The sequence below is a fragment of the Pseudarthrobacter sp. O4 genome (assembly GCF_050157025.1).
Classification (GTDB): domain Bacteria; phylum Actinomycetota; class Actinomycetes; order Actinomycetales; family Micrococcaceae; genus Arthrobacter.
On the sequence record NZ_CP189591.1, the window covers coordinates 3,820,879 to 3,843,527 of the forward strand.

Annotated in this window: 14 protein-coding genes, 1 tRNA gene and 1 pseudogene; 12 read left to right on the forward strand and 4 right to left on the reverse strand. The window is 68.0% G+C overall.

Translation table 11 applies throughout. The features are described from left to right. Window positions 1–26 precede the first annotated feature (26 nt). From ACQCSU_RS17765 to ACQCSU_RS17775, 3 genes are read right to left on the reverse strand one after another with little or no spacing between them, the layout of a single operon-like run. Window positions 27–2,552 (reverse strand): transglutaminaseTgpA domain-containing protein, encoded by a 2,526-nt coding sequence (locus ACQCSU_RS17765; protein WP_426976564.1) that lies wholly within the window; start codon window positions 2,550–2,552, stop codon window positions 27–29. Then, complete coding sequence (locus ACQCSU_RS17770; protein WP_426976565.1) at window positions 2,549–3,985, reverse strand: DUF58 domain-containing protein; 1,437 nt, start codon at window positions 3,983–3,985, stop codon at window positions 2,549–2,551. Before ACQCSU_RS17770 ends, ACQCSU_RS17765 begins: the two co-directional genes overlap by 4 nt. An 11-nt stretch (window positions 3,986–3,996) precedes the next feature. Beyond that, window positions 3,997–5,145, reverse strand: a complete 1,149-nt coding sequence (locus ACQCSU_RS17775; RefSeq protein ID WP_426979837.1) for an AAA family ATPase — start codon at window positions 5,143–5,145, stop codon at window positions 3,997–3,999. 234 nt (window positions 5,146–5,379) lie between these two features. Here ACQCSU_RS17775 and ACQCSU_RS17780 point away from each other — a divergent pair, with 234 nt between their 5' ends. The 5 genes from ACQCSU_RS17780 (at window position 5,380) to ACQCSU_RS17800 (ending at window position 11,858) form a co-directional block, all read left to right on the forward strand. Next, window positions 5,380–6,267 carry a TatD family hydrolase gene (locus tag ACQCSU_RS17780; RefSeq protein WP_426976566.1) on the forward strand — a complete coding sequence of 296 codons (888 nt, stop codon included), beginning with the start codon at window positions 5,380–5,382 and terminating at the stop codon, window positions 6,265–6,267. Window positions 6,268–6,572: 305 nt separating this feature from the next. Beyond that, window positions 6,573–7,727 carry a transglycosylase family protein gene (locus ACQCSU_RS17785; protein ID WP_426976567.1) on the forward strand — a complete coding sequence of 385 codons (1,155 nt, stop codon included), beginning with the start codon at window positions 6,573–6,575 and terminating at the stop codon, window positions 7,725–7,727. Window positions 7,728–7,959: 232 nt separating this feature from the next. Then, window positions 7,960–8,895 (forward strand): 16S rRNA (adenine(1518)-N(6)/adenine(1519)-N(6))-dimethyltransferase RsmA, encoded by a 936-nt coding sequence (gene rsmA / locus ACQCSU_RS17790; RefSeq protein WP_426976568.1) that lies wholly within the window; start codon window positions 7,960–7,962, stop codon window positions 8,893–8,895. Window positions 8,896–8,989: 94 nt separating this feature from the next. Then, a complete protein-coding gene (locus tag ACQCSU_RS17795; protein WP_426976569.1) occupies window positions 8,990–9,952 on the forward strand; it encodes a 4-(cytidine 5'-diphospho)-2-C-methyl-D-erythritol kinase in 963 nt (320 codons plus the stop codon). Window positions 9,953–10,028: 76 nt separating this feature from the next. Then, complete coding sequence (locus tag ACQCSU_RS17800; RefSeq protein WP_426976570.1) at window positions 10,029–11,858, forward strand: ABC-F family ATP-binding cassette domain-containing protein; 1,830 nt, start codon at window positions 10,029–10,031, stop codon at window positions 11,856–11,858. 446 nt (window positions 11,859–12,304) lie between these two features. Here the strand turns inward: ACQCSU_RS17800 and ACQCSU_RS17805 are convergent. Further along, a pseudogene (locus ACQCSU_RS17805) lies at window positions 12,305–12,514 on the reverse strand (TetR/AcrR family transcriptional regulator); the annotation flags it as partial. A 177-nt stretch (window positions 12,515–12,691) separates the two neighbouring features. Between ACQCSU_RS17805 and ACQCSU_RS17810 the strand changes: the two are divergent. From ACQCSU_RS17810 to ACQCSU_RS17840, 7 genes are all read left to right on the forward strand, one after another. Then, window positions 12,692–12,763 (forward strand) — tRNA-Gln (locus ACQCSU_RS17810). Window positions 12,764–12,976: 213 nt separating this feature from the next. Further along, window positions 12,977–14,467 carry a bifunctional UDP-N-acetylglucosamine diphosphorylase/glucosamine-1-phosphate N-acetyltransferase GlmU gene (glmU, locus tag ACQCSU_RS17815; protein ID WP_426976571.1) on the forward strand — a complete coding sequence of 497 codons (1,491 nt, stop codon included), beginning with the start codon at window positions 12,977–12,979 and terminating at the stop codon, window positions 14,465–14,467. A gap of 5 nt (window positions 14,468–14,472) precedes the next feature. Next, window positions 14,473–15,453 (forward strand): ribose-phosphate diphosphokinase, encoded by a 981-nt coding sequence (locus ACQCSU_RS17820; protein ID WP_426976572.1) that lies wholly within the window; start codon window positions 14,473–14,475, stop codon window positions 15,451–15,453. A gap of 241 nt (window positions 15,454–15,694) precedes the next feature. Next, a complete protein-coding gene (locus ACQCSU_RS17825) occupies window positions 15,695–16,291 on the forward strand; it encodes a 50S ribosomal protein L25/general stress protein Ctc (protein WP_426976573.1) in 597 nt (198 codons plus the stop codon). A 130-nt stretch (window positions 16,292–16,421) separates the two neighbouring features. Next, complete coding sequence (gene pth / locus ACQCSU_RS17830) at window positions 16,422–17,009, forward strand: aminoacyl-tRNA hydrolase (protein WP_426976574.1); 588 nt, start codon at window positions 16,422–16,424, stop codon at window positions 17,007–17,009. A 205-nt stretch (window positions 17,010–17,214) separates the two neighbouring features. After that, a complete protein-coding gene (locus ACQCSU_RS17835; protein ID WP_426976575.1) occupies window positions 17,215–19,956 on the forward strand; it encodes a LuxR C-terminal-related transcriptional regulator in 2,742 nt (913 codons plus the stop codon). Between the two features lie 73 nt (window positions 19,957–20,029). Then, window positions 20,030–22,648 (forward strand): LuxR C-terminal-related transcriptional regulator, encoded by a 2,619-nt coding sequence (locus ACQCSU_RS17840; RefSeq protein ID WP_426976576.1) that lies wholly within the window; start codon window positions 20,030–20,032, stop codon window positions 22,646–22,648. Window position 22,649: the final 1 nt, after the last annotated feature.

Here is a 22,649-nt window from a genome sequence, read left to right on the forward strand (position 1 = left end):
CGGTCCACGCAGGCTAGGAAGCCAGCCTAGCTCCGGCGCACCCGGCGGAACACGTCGCGGGTCCTCAACCAGGAACCCGCGACGCCGCGCCGGGTGCGCTTTGCTGTCCGCGACACGGCGCGGAAGGGTTCGGAGATTGACTTCCGCCAGCTCGCCATGACCGACGGCGGCAACCAGGCCGCACGGAGGCGCACGAGCGGCCGCGCATTGACGCGCAGTGCCGCCTGGACCGCGGCGATCCTGGCGGCAGCCGCGCGGGCGGAGCCGTGGTCGGAGCCGCTGGTGGTCCCGCCTCCGGCGCCGCCAGGGCGGCCGTACTGGTGGCGTTCGAAGTCGCCGGTGAGGGAAACCACCGCCGCGTGACCGGCAGCGTCAACGCCGTCCGGCTGTCCCAGCGCGGCCGAGGCCCGCAGGCGCGCGCTGAAATGCCGCGGCGTCTCGCTGGTCAGCGGCGGCACGCCGTAGTCCGTTGCGAGATCACGCAATTCCGCATAGGCCGGCGGCGCAGATCCATCGCCGTCGGATCCGCCGCCCCCTTTCAGACGCCTGCGCCGGAGGCCGTTGCGTGCCAGCTGGGGGGAGGCCGCCAGCAGCGCCAACAGCAGCAGCGCACCGGCACCATACAGTGCGGGCAGCAGCAGGTTGCCCGCATCCGTCGTCGCTCCCCCACCCGGAACCGGGACCGGCGCGGCGCCGGGCAGCGGGGTGGGTTTGCCCTCGTCGGCCGGAATCAGGCCGTCGTTGCTTTCGTTGGTGCTGGCGCCGCTGGGAGGGGCGCTTTCCGTGGCGTAGGACGGCACCACCCCGCGGGAAGGCGTCGGTTCGAACGCCACCCAGCCCACGCCCTGGAAGTAGAGCTCCGGCCATGCATGGGCGTCGCGGGCGTCCACCTCGAACTCCGGCAGCGCCCCTTGGTCCGCGATCGACACCGTGCCGCCGGTGGGACGCCCCGGGGCGTAGCCGACGGCAATCCGGCTGGGGATTCCCTCCAGCCGGGCCATCACAGCCATGGCCGAGGCGAAATGGATGCAGTAGCCGCTCTTCTGGGTGAGGAAGTCCGCCAGCACGGAGAGCCCGTTGCCGTCGTAGCCGCCCTGCACCGGGGACTGGAGTGAGTAAGTGAACTCTGCGGAGCGGAGATACTTCTGGATGGCCATTGCCTTCGCGTAGGCAGTCGGGCTGCCGGAGGTCACGGCTTCGGCCGTCGTGCGCACGATCTCCGGAACGTTGTTCGGCGGCCGGAGGAACAGCTCGGGGACTCCCTGGGCCGGGGCAGGTGCCTGGGCCAGCAGATCCGGCGTCAGCTGCGGGGCAACGGAGAGCACCACATACTGCTGGTTCCTGGAGTTAGTGTCGACTCCCTTGATACTGAGCGTTGCCGGATCCCAGCTCCAGCGCCCGGTCAGGCCGTTGACAGCCTCGGGGGCGTAGGGCGCGGGGAGGTAGGGGCTGGTGAACTGGCCGGTGTTGACGGCGGTGACAACCCGGAGCTCCGTCGCGATGGACTCGAGTCCCGAGTCCATCCTTCCGGTGCCCGCCCGGCGGGTATCCTCCCGGTCATCCGGAGCCCAGGAATCGCCGTTGAAGCTGTCCACGGTCACGGACCGGAGGTATGGCGCGGACGGTGCATTCGTGGCAAAGGTGATGCGGCCGTCCCCGGTCGGACTGCGCAGGCTGTTACCGAGGCTGATCATCGGGTTGAGTCCGGTGGCTGCGCTGAACGGGTTCAACCGCGAGCCCTGGGGAAAGGTGCCCTGGTCAAAGCCGGGGAGCACCAGCTGGAGCAGCAGCGTGACGGCCAGCGCCAGGGCTCCGGTCAGCGAGGCCCGCCGGAGCTGTCCGGGGTTGCGTGCAGTGTCCGCCCGGGTCCGTGGGTCCGGAGCGAACCACTGGCTGCTGGCCAGGATCATCAGGTAACCGACGGCGGCGGCCGCGAAACCGAGCGCGCCGACGCTTTGCGGCTTGACCACCGCCGGGACCACGAGGATGGCCAGGATCCCGAGTCCGCTCGTGGCGGGCAGCGCCAGCGGGAGCGCCAGGGCGTCAACCAGCATCACCAGCAGCCCGAGGACGGCGCAGATCAGCAGCACGATTCCGGCGTTGGGGGCCACGGGGGAGCTCTCCGCGAGGATCGTTTCGCTGGCACGGCGCAGATAACGGCCCAGCTGGGTCATCGTGGCGCCGGACGGGATGAAACCGATGAAGCTGTGCGGGCGGAAGAAGGTGAACGTCAGGATCATGACGAGCGACGCCAGGCCGCCCAGACCCACGAACACAGTGCGCCACCGAAGTGCCCGGAGGCCCGCCATGGCCAGCGAGACGGTAAAGACCGTTGAAAGCACGGGGGAGTACCAGGCCCAACCCCTCAGGACCCCGTTGAGGCCAAGCGCGGCCCCCGCGACGGCCGTGGCGATCGCCAGGGCCATCACCCACGGTTGCGCTCCCACTCGTTCCCGCCGCCGAGGATCGGCCGGGGCAAGGACGGCCGCCTGTCCTCCGGTCCCGGACACGCCGGTGCCTGCGCGGGAGTCCCGCTGCGGTGTGAGTGTCATGGCCTGGCCCCAACGCCACGCCGCACGTCGGCGGTGCCCGGAGGAGGAACCGATTCGTCCTGGTCGAAGGCTGTCCAGGCAGCCCGGAGCGCCGTCGAGGCGGAGACGGCAACCGCCCGCCAGCCGCCGCGCCGCAACGCTTCAAGGACTGCGCCGGAGTCCTGCGCCTGCTCCGTGATGACGAGGGCAAAAGCATTGGCCCCGAAGGCGGCCGCCGGGGCGAGATCCCGGGCCTCACCCAGCGAGAGGTTCCCCAGGATGGCCAGGACGGGCCCCCGCAGACGGTGCGCAGCCAGCTTGTCCATGAGCCGGTCGTCGAACGCTTGCGGCCCGGCCTCGGTTCCGGCGGGAGTCCCGCGCCGGGCAGCATCCTTCGTCTCCCGGTGCGGGTGCTGGGGTCCGCTGAGCTGGATGGCGGCCAGACTCTCGGCGACGGACTGCAGCCCGGTGGCGCCGATGTATTCCTCGGTCTCAGGTTCGGGGGCGGACGGGGAATGGAGGAAGGCAGGCTCGCCTGCGGCATCCAGGAAGCGCAGCGCGTAATTGCGTTCGGACAGGTGGGCGCCGATCGACATCGCGGCCGTCACCGCCCATTCGAAGGCCTCGCTCGTGCTGAGCTCATGACCGTCCGCGTCCGCAACTCCGGAGGCCTTGGCATAGGAATGGGCGCCATGCGGGAACGCCGCAAGCCGCTGGTCCAGGATGATGGTGGCCTCCGGGGTCGTGACGGATTCCTCCTGGCGGACCATGAGTTCACCATGACGTGCGGTGGCGGCCCAGTGCACGCGCCGCATCGGATCACCGTGGCGGTATTCGCGGGTCATGACGTCGTCGTCGCTCGGGTTGGCGCGGAGCCTGGTGGCAGTAATGCCGTCGTGGCCGCGGGCGCCGGCCAGGCCTGTCACCGGCAGATCGACGGCGGCCGGAGTCACGGTGAGTATATCGCCGTCGTCGATCGCGTGACGGTGCAACGAGAGCCCGAAGGGGTCGCTGAATTCGGCCATAACCGGTCCGATCCGGAACTGGCCGCGTTTCCCGGACCGCAGATGGTATTCGTAACGGCTGGTCCCGCCCACCGCGGAACGCGCCGGAAAGCGGAAGGCGGGCGATTCCCCGAACCGGGCAGGAAGGTGCTCCTCCATGAGGGCATGTCCGGATCCGGTCCCGATCCGGGCCACGGCCAGGCGGACCGTCGTGGTGGCAGCAGTTTCGACGGTTGACGGATTGAACTCCCGGTAAACCCGGAACCGTGGCTTGAGGACCCGGGTCCCGGCGAGCGAGAGCAGCGGCAGGACGGTCACGAGGATGGCCAGCGCCAGCAGGTCGCGGCGCCCCATCACCTGGGCCGCCAAAAGGAAGACGCCACCCGCTCCCAGCAGGCCCCAGCCGCGCGTGCTGAAGATGTTTCTGGGAAACCGGTCCATCAACGACACGGCGGGGCCACCTAGCGGAGATTCGGCAACTGGGACGCCGGTCCGGCCGCCGGGACAGGGCCCGGCTTCCGGCCGTTGGCGGACGCGGGGGCCGCACCGAGCTCCGGGTTGACCGGGATCCTGGCCAGGATGGCCCGGACGACGCTTTGCGGCGTCTCGCCGGTGCTGGCGGCCTTGCGGTCCAGGATGATCCGGTGGGCCAGGACCGGCTCGGCAACGCTGACGACGTCGTCCGGCAGCACAAAATCCCGGCCCGCGAGGGCCGCCGTGGCCTTGGCCGCCCGAAGCAGCTGGAGCATGGACCGGGGACTGGCCCCGAGCCGGAGCATCCCGCTTTCCCGGGTGGCGCGTCCCAGCGAAACCGTGTACTCCTTGATCGACTTTGAGACGTAGACCTGCTGCACCGTGGCAATCATCGCGGCCACGTCACCGGCGGTGACCACAGCCGTCACACGCGTCAGCGGTGACGTCGCCTGGTGGGTCTCCAGCATTTCCATCTCGGAGTCCTTGTCCGGATAGCCCATGGAGATCCGCGCCATAAAGCGATCCCGCTGGGCCTCCGGAAGGGGGTATGTCCCTTCCATCTCGATGGGGTTCTGCGTGGCCACCACCATAAAGGGCTCATCCAGTTTGTAGGACTTGCCGTCCACAGTGACCTGGTGTTCCTCCATGCACTCCAGCAGCGCCGACTGCGTCTTGGCCGAGGCACGGTTGATCTCGTCACCGATGACGATGTTGGCGAACACCGCACCCGGCCGGAACTCGAACGACCGGGAGGCCTGGTTGTAGATGGACACCCCGGTGACATCGGAGGGCAGCAGGTCCGGCGTGAACTGGATCCGGCTCACCGAACAGTCGATGGTGCGGGCCAGCGTCTTGGCCAGCAGGGTCTTGCCGACGCCCGGGACGTCCTCAAGCAGCAGGTGCCCCTGCGCCAGGAGCACGGTCAGCGCCAGTTTTGCGGCATCCGCTTTGCCGTCGATCACGGTGTTGATGGCCTGCAAGACGCGCTCGCTGGCCGCGCGAAACTCCTCCGCAACCATGGCTGCGGGCAACCGCGCCGGGCGCCTGGCAGTTGCGTTTCCCTCCACGGCGGAGCCATCCTGGAAGCCCTGGCCTTCAGGGAGAACTTCGTCTACGGAGGTGCGGTGGTAGTCCATCGGCAGCCTTTCAGCCCTGGTGCGTTCCTTGGCGGGACCGGCGCGGATTGCCGGGCCCGTCATCGCGTGTTCGCCCTTATTGCTATCAGAGTACTAACAGAACTGCCGGGGCTGACAGAGAGTTCCGGGTAAATCTCCGGCACCGGCCCGGAGACGGATTAACCCGCCCCGGTTAAAACGGCCGGTTAAGCCAGCCCGTTAAGCCAGCCCGCGGCTCCCGGTTAAGGTAGACGGATGCGCAATCCCCTCACTCCGGCCCCCTTCCGCGCCCCGGGCAGCGACGGTGCGGGCCGGCAAGGATACCCGCCCGCGCCGGAACCCCTTCCGGTCCCGGTCATGGACAACCACACCCATCTGGACTTCCCCGACGCCGAACTGACGGTCAGCATCACGGACGCCCTGGACGCGGCCGAGGCGGTCGGGGTCCATGGTGCCGTGCAGGTGGGATGCGACCTGGAGTCCTCCCGGTTCACCGTCCGGGCCGTGGAGCTGGACGCACGGCTGCTGGGCGCCGTCGCGCTCCATCCCAACGACGCGCCCGGCTACGCCGCGCGCGGGGAGCTGGAAGACGCCCTCGCCGAGATCGAGGCGCTCGCCTGGCATCCGCGGATCCGGGCAATCGGGGAGACGGGGCTGGACTATTTCCGCACAGAAGGGGAAGGACTGGCGCATCAGCGCTATTCCTTCCGCCGGCACATCGACATCGCCAAACGCCTCGGGCTGACACTGCAGATCCATGACCGGGACGCCCACGAGGACGTGGTGCAGGTGCTGCGGGAGGAAGGCGCGCCGGAGCGGGTGGTCTTCCACTGTTTTTCGGGCGGGGAGCCGCTGGCCAGGATCTGCAACGACGAAGGCTGGTACATGTCCTTCGCGGGGACCGTGACGTTCAAGAACGCGGTGAATCTGCGCGATGCCCTGGCGATCGCGGAGCCGGAGCGGATCCTCGTTGAAACCGATGCCCCCTTCCTCACGCCGCACCCGCACCGCGGCCGCCCCAATGCCAGCTACATGGTGCCGTACACGGTCCGGGCCATGGCCGAATTGACTGGAAGCGAGCTCTCGGGGCTATGCGCCCGGATCAGCGAAAATACCGTGCGGGCATACGGATCCTGGGCCTGAAAGTGCCGCCCGCCACCGACTTTCGAGCATACCTGGTATGCACAAAATCTTGGTGGCTTTATAACGCTACGGTTACAGTGGTCAACTATTAGCCGGGGTCGGGGAAGGCCTACGGATAACTTCACTCCTGCAGGGCGTGCATTGTGGCCAAGGTTCCACATGCGCGCTCTCGTTTGTGAGTGTGGCAGTGCACACAGCTGCCGCGAACAGCCGGACCCGTTCCGGAGCTGCCCCTGGGGTGTTTGCGACGGCTGATCCTGTGCGCTTTTCCCCGTGCCCGGATGGTCCAAGAGATACGGGCAATCGTGGTCAAGTTCTTCACTTCGGACGGCAAGTTCAGCTTCGTCAAGGTCGGCACGCAACTCGTGGTGCTTGTGGCACTCGTGCTCGGCCTCGTGGCCTTCGTCGGCAACAACAAGACAGTCACGCTCAATGTCGACGGAAAAGTCAGCTCCGTGCAGACATTCGGCGGCACCGTCGGCCAGGTCGTCAAGGGCGCCAAGGTTGAACTGCAGCCGTCCGACAGGGTGTCGCCCTCGGCGGACGCCCATGTGCAGGACGGATCGGTCATCAACGTCAACCTCGCCAAGGCCGTCAAGGTCAGCCTGGACGGCGCCGAGCGGACCATCAACACCACCTCGCCCACCGTCGAGGGCCTCGTGACGGAACTCGGCGTCGCCAGCGCCTCGGAAGTGTCCGTCCCGAAGGACGCCCAGCTGTCCGTCTCCGGCTCCTTCGTGGCGATCTCGACGCCGAAGACGGTCAGCATCGTCGCGGACGGCAAGGCCGCCCGGACCACCACAACGGCAGCCACCGTCTCCCAGCTCCTCGCTGACGCGGGCCTGTCCCTGGGCGCCAGCGACCGGAGCTCACAGCCGGGCAACGCACCGGTCGTCAATGACATGGTCATCAAGGTCTCCCGCGTCGACGTCAGCAAGAGGGCGGATGTAACCGAGCCCGTGCCGTTCGAGACCCTCACCACCGAAAGCCCGGAGATGCTCAAGGGCGAGAAGGACGTGACCCAGGCAGGCGTGGCGGGCGCCAAGAACAAGAGCTTCAAGCTGGTCCTCGTGGACGGCCGGGAAGCGTCCCGGACCCTCGTGTCAGAGTCAGTCAGCGTCCCGCCGGTCACCGAGAAGATCACGGTCGGCACCAAGGAAAAGCCCAAGTCCGCGGCCCAGGCCGGAAACACCGGCGCCGCCGCCCCGGGGATGATGAACGAAGCCATGTGGGACAGGATCGCCCAGTGCGAGTCCACCGGCAACTGGTCGATCAACAACGGCAACGGCTACTACGGCGGCCTGCAGTTCGACGTCCGGACCTGGCTCAGTGCCGGCGGCGGAGCGTACGCCCCCAACGCCAGCCTGGCCTCCAAGGCCCAGCAGATCGACATCGCCAACCGGGTGTACGCACAGCGTGGCCTGCAGCCGTGGGGCTGCGGCTGGGCCGCCTCCCGCTAAGACCGGCAGCTCCGGCTGACCAGCACATGATTCACAACGGCTGCCGCAGCGTCTGACCACGGCTGCGGCGCCCGGCAGAGGCCGGGTCCGGTACTCCGGACCCGGCCTCTGCCATGCCCGGCTTTTGATCTGCCCGAGTTGTGGTGCGCGCCCTGTCCGCTGCCGGGGGACCGGCGCCGGCGCCCGGCTGCCCGGGCGCAGCGGACTCAAGCCGGCGGGATAGGATACTTAGGTGACTGAACCGACCCCCTCCGCGCCTGCCAACGTGGCCGGAACCGAGCGCGCCAGCGCGTCCGGAACCGTGCCCGGAACCACGCCTGCACCCCTCATGGGTGCCTCCGACATCCGCCGGCTGGCCGAGGAAATCGGGGTGCGTCCCACCAAGACCCTGGGCCAGAACTTCGTCATTGACGGCAACACCATCCGCCGGATCGTGGCAGCCGCGGACATCCACCCGGACGAGACCGTGCTGGAGGTGGGACCCGGGCTGGGCTCGCTCACGCTCGGCCTGCTCGACGCCGCCCGCGCCGTCGTAGCCGTCGAAATCGATCCGGTCCTCGCCGCGAAGCTTCCGGCCACCGTGAGCCAGTGGCGCCCCGAGGCCGTGGAGAACTTCCACCTGGTCCTCGCCGACGCCATGAAGGTCACCGGGCTGCCCGTGGAGCCGACGGCGCTCGTGGCAAACCTTCCTTACAACGTTGCCGTCCCGGTGGTTCTGCATCTGCTGCAGCATTTCCCCGGCCTCCGGCACGGACTCGTCATGGTCCAGGACGAGGTTGCCGACCGGCTCGCGGCCGGACCCGGCTCCAAGACCTATGGCGTGCCGTCCGTCAAGGCGGCCTGGTACAGCAGCATGCGCAAGGCCGGCGTGATCGGGATGAACGTCTTCTGGCCCGCGCCCAAGATCCACTCCGGCCTCGTCGCCTTCACGCGCAGGGAGCCGCCGGTCACCACGGCCACCCGGGAACAGGTCTTCGCCGTGATCGACGCAGCCTTCGCCCAGCGCCGCAAGACCCTGCGCGCCGCGCTGGCGGGCTGGGCCGGAAGCGCGGCCGAGGCCGAGCGTTGCCTGCGGGCGGCCGGCGTCGACCCCACCGCCCGCGGCGAAGTGATCGACATCGCGGCGTTTTCCCGGATTGCCGAAGCGCACGCCCGGCCCGAGGCCTGAACACCCCGCCTGCGTCCCCAGGCAGCCCCTGGGCGGACGCGATGTATTCGGTCAACGCTTGGAGCCTGGCACTGCCATGCCATAGCGTGGAGCCATGAACGCAGTGAGAGGGCGCTTTGCCGCGAGGACCGTCCGGGTCAAGGCTCCCGGCAAAGTAAACGTCTCACTCGACGTCGGACCCCGGCGCGGTGACGGCTACCACTCCGTCGCCAGCGTGTACCTCGCGGTGTCCCTCTACGAAGAGGTCGCCGCCACCAGCACAGACACCGGCGAGATCACGGTCAGCCTCAGTCCGGCAAGCACGCTGGACCTCGACGGCGTCGACATTCCACTCGATAAGCGAAACCTGGCCTATCAGGCCGCCGCCATCATGACCGATGTCTCGGAGCACTCCACCGGGGTCCACCTCGAGATCACGAAGCGCGTTCCCGTGGCGGGCGGCATGGGCGGCGGCTCGGCCGACGCCGCCGCCACCCTGCTCGCCTGCGACGCGCTGTGGAACAGCGGGCTCTCCCGCGATGAGCTGGCGCACCTGGCCGCTGAACTCGGCGCCGACGTGCCGTTTTCCCTGCTTGGCGGCACGGCCGTCGGACTGGGCCTGGGCGACGACCTGTCCCCGGCCCTGGTCAAGGCCCAGACGGACTGGGTGCTCGTCACAGCCGATTTCGGCCTGCCCACCCCGGAGGTCTACCGGACCCTGGACCGGCTGCGCGCGGCGGAAGGACTCGTCGTGGAGGAACCCACGGCCGTGGACGCCATGATCCTCAAGGCGCTGCGCAGCGGAGACGCCGATGCCCTCAGCCGGGTCCTGGTCAACGACCTCCAGCGGGCCTCCATCGAGCTGGCGCCGGAGCTCCGGGACACCCTGGGGCTCGGCGAATCGTGCGGCGCAATCGCCGGCATCGTTTCGGGCTCCGGACCCACCGTGGCCTTCCTCGCGCACAGTCCCGCGGCGGCCGCCGGACTGGCCGAGGACCTGCGCCACCATGGCCTCGAGGCCATGGCCGTCCACGGCCCGGTTCACGGGGCACGCATCATCTCCGATACGCTCCTTTAATAGCTCCGATGGCTTCGGTGCCATCCGCATGACCTTTTTCGCTTGACCATATTCTTATCTAGGAAAGCAGTTCCCAGTGGCACACCTGCTCGGCGGCGAGAACCTCACGGTTTCGTATGCAACCCGTACCGTCCTCGATGGCATTACCCTCGGCCTTGAAGAGGGCGACCGGATCGGCATGGTGGGCCGCAACGGTGACGGCAAGTCGACCCTCATGCGGCTGCTGGCAATGCGCTCCACCCCGGACTCCGGCCGCGTGACCAAGCGCAGCGAGGTCAACACCGGCTACCTGGACCAGAGCGACGTGCTCGACGGCGACCTCACCGTCGGTGCTGCGATCGTCGGGGATCAGGCCGACTATGAATGGGCCCGCAACCCGCAGATCCGCGAAGTCATGGGCGGACTCGTGTCCGACGTCGACTGGCACGCCAACGTCCACGCGCTCTCCGGCGGGCAGAAGCGCCGTGTGGCGCTGGCCAAGCTGCTGATCGAGGACCACGACGTCATCATGCTCGACGAGCCCACCAACCACCTCGACGTCGAAGGCGTCGCGTGGCTGTCCCGGCACCTGAAGACCCGCTGGCGGGCCAACCAGGGCGCCTTCCTCGTCGTCACCCACGACCGCTGGTTCCTGGACGAAGTCTGCACCAAGACCTGGGAAATCCACGATGGCATCATGGACCCGTTCGACGGCGGTTACGCCGCCTATGTGCTGGCCCGGGCCGAACGTGACCGCTCCGCTTCCGTGGTGGAAAGCAAGCGCCAGCAGCTCGTGAAGAAGGAGCTGGCATGGCTGCGCCGCGGCGCCCCGGCCCGCACCGCCAAGCCCAAATTCCGGATCGAGGCGGCCAACGCGCTGATCGCCGACGTCCCCGAACCGCGCGACTCGACGGCGCTGAGCAAGATGGCCACCGCCCGGCTCGGCAAGGACGTCTTGGACCTCGAGCACGTCTCGCTGGACTTCCTCGGCGGCGAGCCCGGGCAGAAGCTCTTCGACAACATCACGCTGCGGCTTGCGCCGGGTGAACGGCTGGGCCTCGTGGGCGTCAACGGCGCCGGCAAGACCACCCTGCTGAAGCTCCTCAACGGCGAAATCGAACCCACCTCCGGGAAGGTGAAGCGCGGCAAGACGGTTGTCACCGCGGTCCTGACCCAGGAGGTCAAGGAGCTCGACGACGTCTCGGACCTGCGCGTGATCGAAGTGATCGAGCGCGAAAAGCGTTCCTTCAACGTCGGTGGCAAGGAATTCACCGCCGGCCAGCTCGTGGAACAGCTCGGCTTCACCAACGAGAAGCAGTGGACCCCGGTCAGGGACCTCTCCGGTGGCGAACGCCGGCGGCTGCAGCTGCTGCGCCTGCTCGTGGGGGAGCCGAACGTGCTCATGCTTGACGAGCCCACCAACGACCTCGACACCGACACCCTGGCCGCCGTCGAAGACGTACTGGACGGCTGGCCGGGCACGCTCGTCGTCGTCAGCCACGACCGTTACCTGCTCGAGCGCGTCACGGACCACCAGATGGCGCTGCTGGGCGACGGCAAGATCCGCGCCCTGCCGCGCGGCGTGGACCAGTACCTCGAACTGCGCGAAGCCGCGCTGGCCGGCTCCACCATCACCGGCGGCGGCAACCCCGTCATCTCCTCAAGCTCAGGTTCCGCCCCCGCCGCAACCGGCTCCTCGGAAGCCGAGAAGCGCGACGCCCGCAAGGCCAAGAACCGGATCGACCGCCAGCTGGGCAAGCTCAAGCAGCAGGAAGACAAGATCCACGCCCAGATGACCACCGCCGCCGCCGATCCCTCCGCCGCGGGCCAACTCGCCGAATTGAACAAGAAGCTCAAGGACCTCGCCGGAGAACGCGAAGCCCTCGAACTCGAATGGCTAGGGGCCCTCGAAATCCTCGGCGAGTAATCTCCTGGCGGCCCGGGGGAGACAGGCCCAGTGTGTTGCGGCACGGCTGGACATGTCCCTCGGACCACTCAAGACCCTCAGGACATGTCCCTCGGTGCAGGCCACGGATGGACATATTAGTGTTATGTCCATTCCTCGGGGCCGGGGGAGCGCATGTCCCGCGGAGCGTTCGGAGCCCTGAGGACATGTCCCGCGGAGCATTCTTGGCGCCCGGAAGACAACTCCCTTCGCGCAGGCCAGCAATGGACATGTCCCTCGGTGCAGGCCTGGGATGGACATCTCCCTCAGAGCGCTGGAAACCCCCGGGACACGTCCCTCGGTGCACGCCACGGACGGGCATATTGGTGTTATGTCCATTCCTCGGGGCCGGGGGAGGGCATGTCCCGAGGAGCGCCGAAGACTCTCCGTCCCGCGGCAACAAGCGTGCCCCGCACCGGGCTTGGGATTCAGTCGTCGCTGCGGAGTCCGGGGTCCTTTTGCAGGCCGGTGAGGCCGTTCCAGGCGAGGTTGACCAGGTGTGCGGCGACTTCGCGTTTGTCCTGGGCGCGGCTGTCCTGCCACCGTTGGCCCGTCATCGCGACCATCCTCACCAGCATCTGGGCGTACATGGCGCCGTCGGCCGAGGTGAAGCCGCGGCGGGCGAATTCGCCGGCCAGGCCTTCCGTCCCGCCGGATGCCCTTGTGCGCTTGCTCACAGCACCACCATGCCCTGCGCGCCGTACCCCCGGCAGTCTGCGCCGGGTCCGGCCGGGCTCCCGGCGGCTGAGTCGCACGAGGCTCAACCTTCGTGGCAGAATTGGTTCTCGTGCCACCGGCTGAACGCCTGGGCATGGTCCGCCCTGGTGTAATGGCAGCACCCCGGCCTTTGGAGCCGTGGAGTATAGGTTCGAATCCTATGGGCGGAACCGCCGCGCATCGGCGGGGCGTGGAACATCCCCCGACGGGCGGGGACCGTCTGGGTCCAGTAGGATGAAGCTGACGCCGTGACCGGATTCTGGTCCGGACAAGCCGCGCGGATCCGGCAGGCCAGGTGCAGCAACAGGGCCTCAGCCGCGGGGCAACTCAGATCCACCGAACAGAGGCGCTGAGCCGCGCCGCTGAGCAAGGAGAGCCCGTACGTGAGCCCCGAGAATACCGGCCCAGCCGCCGTAATCGTCCTAGCTGCAGGTGCCGGTACCCGGATGAAATCCCGTACCCCCAAGATTCTCCACGCGATCGGCGGCCGCTCCCTCGTCGGGCATGCGCTCGCCGCCGCCCGCGCCATCAACCCGCAGCAGTTGGCGCTCGTTGTCCGGCACGAACGCGATCTCGTGGCCTCCCACGTCGCGACGCTGGACCCTGAGGCCCTGATTGTTGACCAGGACGAGGTGCCCGGCACCGGCCGCGCCGTGGAAGCCGCCCTTGAGGCGCTCGACGCGCTCGACCCCCAGGGTTCGCTCGGCGGCACGGTCGTCGTCACCTACGGCGATGTTCCCCTCCTTACCGGAGCGCTGCTGGCCGAGTTGGTTGCCTCCCACGAAGCAGACGGCAACGCCGTCACGGTCCTCACCGCCGTGCTGGACGACGCCACCGGCTACGGGCGCATCCTTCGCGCCGCGGACGGAACGGTCACCGGCATCCGGGAGCACAAGGACGCCACCGACGCCGAGCGCGACATCCGCGAGGTCAACTCGGGCATCTACGCCTTCGACGCCGGCGTGCTGCGTGACTCGCTCACACACGTCACCACCAACAACGCCCAGGGCGAAAAGTATCTCACCGACGTACTGGCGCTGGCCCGTGAAGCCGGCGGCCGGGTGGCCGCCGTCGTCACGGATGACCGCTGGCAGGTCGAAGGCGCCAACGACCGGGTCCAGCTTTCGGCCCTCGGCGCCGAGCACAACAGGCGCACCGTCGAAGCCTGGATGCGCGCCGGAGTGACCGTCGAGGATCCGTCCACCACCTGGATCGACTCCACCGTGACCCTCGACGAGGACGTCCGCCTGCTGCCCAACACCCAGCTGCACGGCGCCACCACGGTGGCGCGGGACGCCGTCGTCGGCCCCGACACAACCCTGACCGACGTCCGCGTGGGCGAGGGCGCCACGGTGATCCGCACGCATGGTTCCGGCTCCACGATCGGCGCGAACGCCAGTGTCGGACCGTTCACCTACCTGCGCCCCGGCACCGTCCTGGGGGAGACCGGGAAGATCGGCGCCTTCTACGAGACCAAGAACGTCACCATCGGCCGCGGCTCCAAGCTCTCCCACCTCGGCTACGCCGGCGACGCCGAGATCGGCGAGGGCACCAACATCGGCTGCGGCAACATCACGGCCAACTACGACGGCGAGAAGAAGCACCGCACGGTCATCGGCTCCGGCGTCCGCACCGGCTCAAACACCGTCTTCGTCGCCCCCGTGCAGCTCGGCGACGGCGCGTACAGCGGCGCCGGCGCGATCATCCGCCGCGACGTCCCCGCCGGCGCACTTGCCGTGACCGAGGCCAAGCAGCGGAACACCGACGGCTGGGTCCTCGCGAACCGCCCCGGTACCGTCTCGGCCGCACTGGCCGAGGCCGCCGGCGCCACCCCACCATCCTCCAGTACCCCGGCATCTACAGAAGAGGGCTAGCAAACATGAGCGAAATTACGGCACGCGGCGAGAAGAAACTGGTGCTTGCCGCTGGGCGCGCACATCCCGAGCTGGCGAAGGAGATCGCCAAGGAGCTCGGCACCGAGCTGCTGCCCCTGGATGCTTATGACTTCGCCAACGGCGAGATTTATGTGCGGGCCGGCGAAAGCGTCCGCGGCACCGACGCATTCGTCATCCAGGCCCACCCGGCCCCGCTGAACAACTGGCTGATGGAACAGCTGATCATGATCGATTCGCTGAAGCGGGCCTCTGCCAAGCGCATTACCGTGGTCTCGCCGTTCTACCCCTACGCCCGCCAGGACAAGAAGGGCCGCGGCCGCGAACCGATCTCCGCCCGGCTCGTGGCGGACCTGTACAAGACGGCCGGCGCGGACCGGATCATGAGCGTGGACCTGCACACCTCGCAGATCCAGGGCTTCTTCGACGGCCCGGTGGACCACCTCATGGCCATCCCGCTGCTCGCGGACTACATCCGTACCCGCGTCGCAGCCGACGACATCACAGTTGTATCCCCGGACACCGGCCGCGTCCGGGTTGCCGAGCAGTGGGCCGAGCGGCTCGGCGGAGCGCCGCTGGCGTTCGTGCACAAGAGCCGCGATCTCACCGTTCCCAACCAGGCCGTGTCCAAGACCGTGGTCGGGCAGGTCGAAGGCCGCACCTGCGTCCTGATCGATGACATGATCGACACCGGCGGAACCATCTCCGGGGCGGTCCAGGTGCTTAAGAACGCCGGTGCCAAGGACGTCATCATCGCGGCCACCCATGCAGTGTTCTCCGATCCGGCCGCCAGGCGACTCGCCGAATCCGGCGCCCGCGAGGTCGTCGTCACGGACACCCTGCCGATCAGCGCCGACAAGCGCTTCCCGCAGCTCACCGTTTTGTCCATTGCTCCGCTGATCGCCCGGGCCATCCGCGAAGTGTTCGACGACGGTTCCGTCACCAGCCTCTTCGACGGCAACGCCTAACAGCGCTGCTCGAGCCGGGTCCGGTTTCATAAACCGCGCCCGGCGCTGGTAGCCTTGTACCGAAACCTTGGCGAGGGAGAGCACCGGTAATCCGTATTCACGGTGAACCGGACTGCTGGTCTCCGTTATCGACTGGGTCTGAATCTCCCTTCGGAAGGGTGGCCTCGCGGCCACCCGGCGTTGAAGGTCGCAAACAGACCTCCGCCCTTGCTGAACACCGCTAGTCCACTAGGAGATACCCATGGCTGAGCAGAAGCTCGCAGCAGAAGTACGCACCGAATTCGGCAAGGGCTTTGCCCGCCGCGCCCGCATGGACGGCCTGATCCCCGCGGTGATCTACGGCCACGGCGCAAAGCCGATCCACATCACCCTGCCGGCCAAGGCGACCACGCTGGCCGTCCGCGCTGCCAACGCCCTGCTGACCTTGGACATCAACGGCGAAAAGCACCTCGCCCTCGTCAAGGACATCCAGCGCAACCCGATCAAGCAGATCATCGAGCACCTTGACCTCCTGACCGTCCGCACCGGCGAGAAGGTCACCGTGGACGTTCCCGTGCACCTGACCGGCGAGCTTGCCCCGGGCAACGTCTACAACCAGGAAATGACTGTTGTTTCCCTCGAGGCCGAGGCAACCCACCTGCCCACCGCCGTCGAGGTCAGCATTGAGGGCCGGACCGCGGGCGAGCACATCCACGCTTCCGACCTGGTCCTGCCGAAGGGCTCCGTCCTGCTGGCCGACGCCGAGTCCCTCGTCGTGCACATCTCCGAGGCCACCGAGGTCACCGAGGAAGCGGCTTCCGAAGGGGCCACCGCGGCTTCCGAGGCTGCAGCCGAGTAATTCCGGCGAATTTTGCGGTGGCCGGGTCCCTTTGGGGCCCGGCCGCCGTCGTCTCCGCCGCCGGGACGTCGACGCGGCTCCGGCCGCCCACGCCCCCTGGAACCGGACCGCCCCACAGAAGGACTGATCCATGACTGACAACTGGCTGATCGTAGGGCTGGGCAACCCGGGAGCCGAGTATGCCCACAACCGGCACAACGTCGGGCAGATGGTCCTCGACGAACTCGCCGCTCGCGTCGGCGGCCGCTTCAAATCCCACAAGTCACGGGCCCAGGTCCTGGAAGGGCGGCTGGGCATCGGCGGGCCCCGGTGCGTGCTGGCCAAGCCGCTGAGCTACATGAATGTTTCCGGGGGCCCGGTTTCGGCGCTCGCCAGGTTCTACGACATCGATCCCGGCCACGTCATCGCGGTACACGACGAAATCGACATCCCCTTTAACACTGTCAAACTCAAGATCGGCGGCGGCGAAGGCGGCCATAACGGACTGCGGGATATCTCCAAGGCCCTCGCCACGAAGGACTATCCGCGGATCCGGGTGGGCGTCGGACGGCCACCCGGGCGGATGGACACCGCGGACTACGTGCTGAAGGATTTTTCCGCCGCCGAGAAGAAGGAACTGCCGTTCCTGCTGGATTCCGCGGCAGATGCGGTGGAGGTCCTGGTCCGGGACGGCCTGCTCGCAGCCCAGCAGCAGTTCCATCCCGCGAAAGCCCCGTAGGCCCCGTAGCCCCCGTTTTTGGGTTTCCTGCCCGGACCGCCGGGCGGGCGCCCGGCGCCGCCCGCAGCCACGCCGCGGGCATTCCTTCCAAGCATCCGGGATTCCCGCTATGATCTCTCTACTCTCATGTCGGGGGATAGGGATACGCTACTTCTAAGCGGGCAATCTGGGGTTGCTGTCCGCAAAGCGGTACGAAGGAAACTAGATGTCGAGGGATTCACTGGGCTGGGGAAATGTTTCCACTACATTGGCACCCGCCGAAGAGCACGCTGCCGGTCCGGTCAACAGGCACAGGTGGTCCGGTCTTGCGCGCGCCGCCGACGCCGACCGCGTCCGCGAAGCATTGCTTGCCGACGGCCGGACGGGCGTGGTCATCACCGGTGACCGCGGCGTCGGCAAGTCGCTGGTGGGCCGCACCGCTTTGGCCGGGTTCGGTCCGGACATCTACACCCTGCAGCTCCGGAGCTCGGGACCGGGGTCAGCGACCCCGTACGGCTGCCTGGCGTTCACGCTGGCGCGCCTGCCGCAGAGCTCCCTTGGCTCCCCGACCGCCATTCTGCACGGGATTACCTCCTTGATCCGCGACGACGCCGCCGGGCGGCCATGCGTCATTTTGCTGGACAATGCCGGTGCGCTGGACGACCTGAGCACCGGGGTCCTGCTCAACCTGCTCCAGACTCAGACGGCCCGCCTCATCGCGACGGCCCAGCGCACCAGCGACCTGCCTCCTGATTTCTACTGGCTCATCACCTCCGGCCAGCTGGCCGAGGTCAGGCTCGCGAACCTTACGGAACTCGAAACCCTGGACGTGCTGCAGACGGCGCTGGGCCACCGCGTCTCGAGCGCTCTCGCCAACCAGATGCACCAGCTCGTCGGCGGCAGCCCGACGTTGCTCCAGGCCGTGGTCTCCGAGCAGATCGAGCGCGGAAACCTCGTGCTGTCCGGTTCCGTCTGGACCCTGCTTGACGAAGTGGTCCTGGACGGACGCACCGGGCTGGAAGACATTGTCAGGGCCCGCTATGCCCGCGAGACTCCGGTGGCCCGGGAAGTCATCGAAGTCCTGTCCTGCGCCCGGACCATGGCGCTGTCCCGGCTCGCGAGGATGTACGGGGCGGGCGTCATCGCGGACATGGAGGATGCGGGCCAGATCATCGTCGACCGCACCGACCGCCACTTCGTGACCCTGGGTGACCGCTATCTGGGTGACATCGTCCGGAACTGGCTCAGCGTGGAACGCCGCCTGGAGTTGCGGGACAAGGTGCCCGGTCATCGGCCGGACGAGCTCGGCGAACTGACCGTCGAGGACCTGCTCGCCTACGCGGCCTGGACCCACGACTGCCAGGCCCCGCTCGCGCCGGCGTACGCGCTGGCGGCAGCCGAGGCGGCTGTGAAACTTTTTGACCCGAAGTTCGCGCTCGAATGCGCCGGCAGCCTGTCCCGGGGTGACCGGGAATGGGCCGAAGGGCAGCTGCAGAAATCGGCGGCGTACCTGCAGCTGGGTCTGCCGCTGCAGGCGATGGCGGCCCTCGACGATATTTCGGAGGAACAGATCAACGCCCTGGGCGCGGGGGTGTTTGCGGAGCTTGTCGCCGCCAAGGCTGATGGCATGTCGTGGCTGGAGGACCGGTCCGGCAAGGTCCCTGAGCTGATCCGGCAGGCCCGGCTTCGGCTGCAGGAGCTCAGTCTGAATGAGCTCCCTGAGCCCGAGGAGGAGCTGGCCCGGGCGGGACGGTGCCTGGACCTCTGTGAGTTCAACTTTCTCTCCTTCATCGGTGATTTCGAGCCGATGATGGACAGGCTCACGGCAGCGGCAACCGCCGAGGGGCCAGGCATCGATCCGGTGCACAGGCTCAGGTGCGCCATCATCCTGATGGAAGCCCTGTGCATGACGGGCAAGGAGCTCGACGCGCGAAGACTCATGCGCGAAATCGGCGGCCAGCTGGGCGAATGGTCCAACGTCCCCCGGATCCGCGAGAATTTCGCCTGGAGATCGTTCAACGTGCTGCTGCTGTCCGGGTACTGGCGCCAGAGCATCGACATGCTCAAGGACGCCAGCGGACGGGCGGGGCACGGACTGCATTCCGGAAGCGCTGCCACGGACCTGGCTGTCGGGCTCGCGTATGTCTACGCCGGCCGCGGCTACATGGCGCTGGATCCGCTGCTTGCCGCAATTGCCCAGCTGGAGGTGCGGTCGAGTCTGCACTCCCTGCGGCAGGCCTACGCCGCAACCGCCTTTGCCTACGCCCAGACGGGCAATTCAATGCAGGCGACCATCTACCTCGACCGGGCGCGGTCCGCGGACGGCCCGGCACGGTTCGCGATCAGCAGCTCCGCCGAGTTCTGCATGGACATGGCCTCGCGGTGGCTGGGGGACCCGGAAGCGAGGGAGCGGCTGGTGCACACGGCTGAGGGCCACTTCCGCGCCGGCCGCTTCACTCTGGCCGGCATCTTCATGCTTGGTGCCACGGTCAACGGAACCGCCAAAGACTTCCTCTTTATGGAGGACATCGCCGCCAGGCGGCAGGGTCCGCTGGCGGAGCTGTCCCGGACGGTCGCCGAGGGCAGCCGGAAGAAGGACGCCGCGATCATGCTGGCGGCCGCCGAGCTCTCCGCCAACCTGGAACTGGACGCCGTCCAGGCCAGATGCGCCGCCCTGGCCTTCGACTTCGCCCAGGCCGCGGGACTGAGCGGAACCGCCAGCACAGCTCACACCATGCTGGAAAAACTTTCAGAGTCCGTCCCGGCCCTGCCGATCACGCCCCGGAACAAGGGCCCGCTGCTGACGGAAAGAGAACGGCAAATAGCCACCCTCGCCGGCAACGGCGTCTCAAACAGGGACATTGCCCTTGATATCGGCATTTCCGTGAGGACCGTGGAGGGCCACCTGTACCAGGTGTTCACGAAGCTCGGAGTATCTTCGCGGAGTGATCTGCTTGGACTCATCTAGGGCCCGCGCAACGTCGCCCGGAGCAGAGACGTCAGCCGTCCTGACCGGGCGGACGGAAGACCTGAAATCAGCAGTGGCGGCCATCCGGGGCGGCACCCACGTCGCCGTCATGCTGCTTGGGGACAGCGGCATCGGAAAATCCACCCTCATGGAAGCGGTCGTTGCAGAGCTCGGACCGGAAGTGACGCCGATTCGTATTCACGGCAGCCCCTCGCTGACGCACGTCCCCTACGGAGTGCTGGGTCCGTTCATCGTTGGCCTCCCGGTGCAGGAGGCCACTTCTCAACTGGCCGTCCTCAGGACGTTGTGGACCCATCTGGAGGAGGAGCGGCGCGCAACCCAGAAACCGCTGCTTCTGATAGTGGACGACGCCCACGACCTCGACGAGGCAACGGCGGGGATCCTGGTGGAACTTGCCGCCGCCGGCTGGGTGAAACTGCTGGTGGGGGCAGCCGCACGGCCCGGGCTGCCCGAACCGCTGCTGCAGCTATGGTTCGAAGGCATCGCCGAGCGGCACGATCTGCGTCCCCTGACGCAGCCCCAGACGACGGAAATGCTGGAGCAAACGCTGGGCCCCCAGGTCCTTCCGAACGTCGCCGAACTACTCTGGGAGGCGTCCGAAGGTAACCCGCTGCTGCTCAATTCCCTGATCGACGACGCGAAGAACGACGGAACGCTCCTTCAGCGCAAGGGAGTCTGGCTGCTGACACGGCCCCCGAACAGTCATGGCGACCGTCTGACCGACGTCGTCCGCCGCCAGCTGCTGCGGCGGTCGCCGGAGGAAAGGCAGGCGCTGAACCTCGTGGCGCTTGCCGAGCCGGTGTCCAGGGAACTGATTGAGGCCGTGGTCGGCGAAGACGCCGTGGCGGCACTGATCGTGCACGAAATGATCCGGGTCTCGGCCGCTCCCGATCCCGAACTGAGGCTGCGGCACGCCGTGTACGGTGACACGCTGCGCAACCTGATCTCCCCCGCGCGCAGCCTGCAGCTGCGGCAGAGCCTGCTGCGGCTCATGGACACGGAACCGACATCGGCCGAAGGGCTGCTGCGGCAGGTCAGCTGGTCAATGGAATGCGGAGCGGAGATGGAGGACCGGCAGCTGCTCAGGGCGGCGGTGCTGGCGAGCCGGCTCTACCAGGATGATCTGGCCCGCAAGGCCGCGTCCCTGGTCCAGGACCCCGAACTGCAAATAGCGGCACGGTCAGTGACGGCGCGGACCCACTACAACACCGGTGATTTCGCCGTCGCACAGGGTATTCTTGAGGCTGACTTCGGCACCGGGCACAGCGTTTCAAGCCTGCTGACCGGAACCCTGCTGTGGGCCGCCGTGCTGTCCGCGCAGGGCCACACACCGGCGGACATCATGGCCCGGGCGGGCGCGCTCGTGCAGGCCGGCGAGCGGCTGGCCCGGGAAAAACCGGCCGACGCCGGACGGATCCGCGCTGCGACGCAGGAACGGTACATGACGATTCAGAGCATGGTCCTGGCACTGGCCGGTGAGCTTGGCGGGGAAACGCCCGCGGAAGCAGGCGCAGCCCCTCCCGAGCCGCCGGTTAACCATCTGGACGAGGCATTCAGGCTCTCCCTTGAGTCCGAACGGCTCCTCGTCGCGGGCAAACCCGTCAGTGCCTTCGAGGTTGCCTCCAACGCGCTGAGTGCCGCTGGTGCCGGGCACGACGAACTGCACTTCCTCACGGGCTTCCTCATTGTGCGGTCCGCCGCGGCCGTGATTCACGGCGGCGACTGGCAGGCCGCCGAAACGCTGCTGGCTCGCTTTGCCGCCGGAACCGGGCCAAGCCTGATCTCTTTCGGCGGCGGTGTCCATGCCGCGCACGGCATCATCCTGCTGTACCAGGGGAAGGCCGCCCAGGCCCTGAACACGCTGAGCGGTGCCCTCGAGTCGCTGCGGCTCGCGGATCCCCAGCAGCTGTTCGGCCTGACCGCGGCGATGGCATTCGCCGCCGCCGCGGAAGTCGGCGCCAGGGAGAAAGCCGATTCATTCCTCGCGGACTATGGGTCCCTGCGGCCGGCTGTCTCGCGCTACCCGCGCACGCTCGCCGAGATGGCCGTGGTGTACGGCAAGGCTCGCCTTGGAAACCATCCGGAGGCCATCGCTGAGCTTCGGCTGCTGGGTCAGCCCGATCCCGGGCAGAACACTGCCGGGCTGGAGTTCGACGCGCTGGCATTCTGTCTCGCCCTGGGGGACCGTAACGCGGCGGCCCGGCTGCTCGAGCTGAAGCCCCAGCTGGAGGGCCGAAGACCGGCAGCGATCTGCGACTATGCGGCCGCCGTCAGCACGGACCTGGCCGCGGACCACCTGTCGGCCGCCAAGAGCTGTGAAGACGCCGAACTCTGGGGCTTCGCTGCTCTTGCCTATGATGCTGCCGCACACGCCTACCGGACGGCCGGCGACTCCCTGCGGGAACGCATGGCGATGTCCCACCGAAAGAGGTGCCTGGACCGGGCAGACAATGCCCCCGGACAGGAGCCGGAAGGCATCGATGATTCCCTCGGACTCCTGACGCGCCGGGAACGGGACATCGTGGCCCTGGCCGTCCGCGGGTTCAGCGACCGGAGGATCGCCGCCGCGCTCCAGGTATCCATCCGCACGGTTGAAGGCCACTTGTACCGGAGCTACGCCAAACTCAACGTCAAAGGCCGCGACGAGCTCCCCGGCATCCCCGGAAACTAGT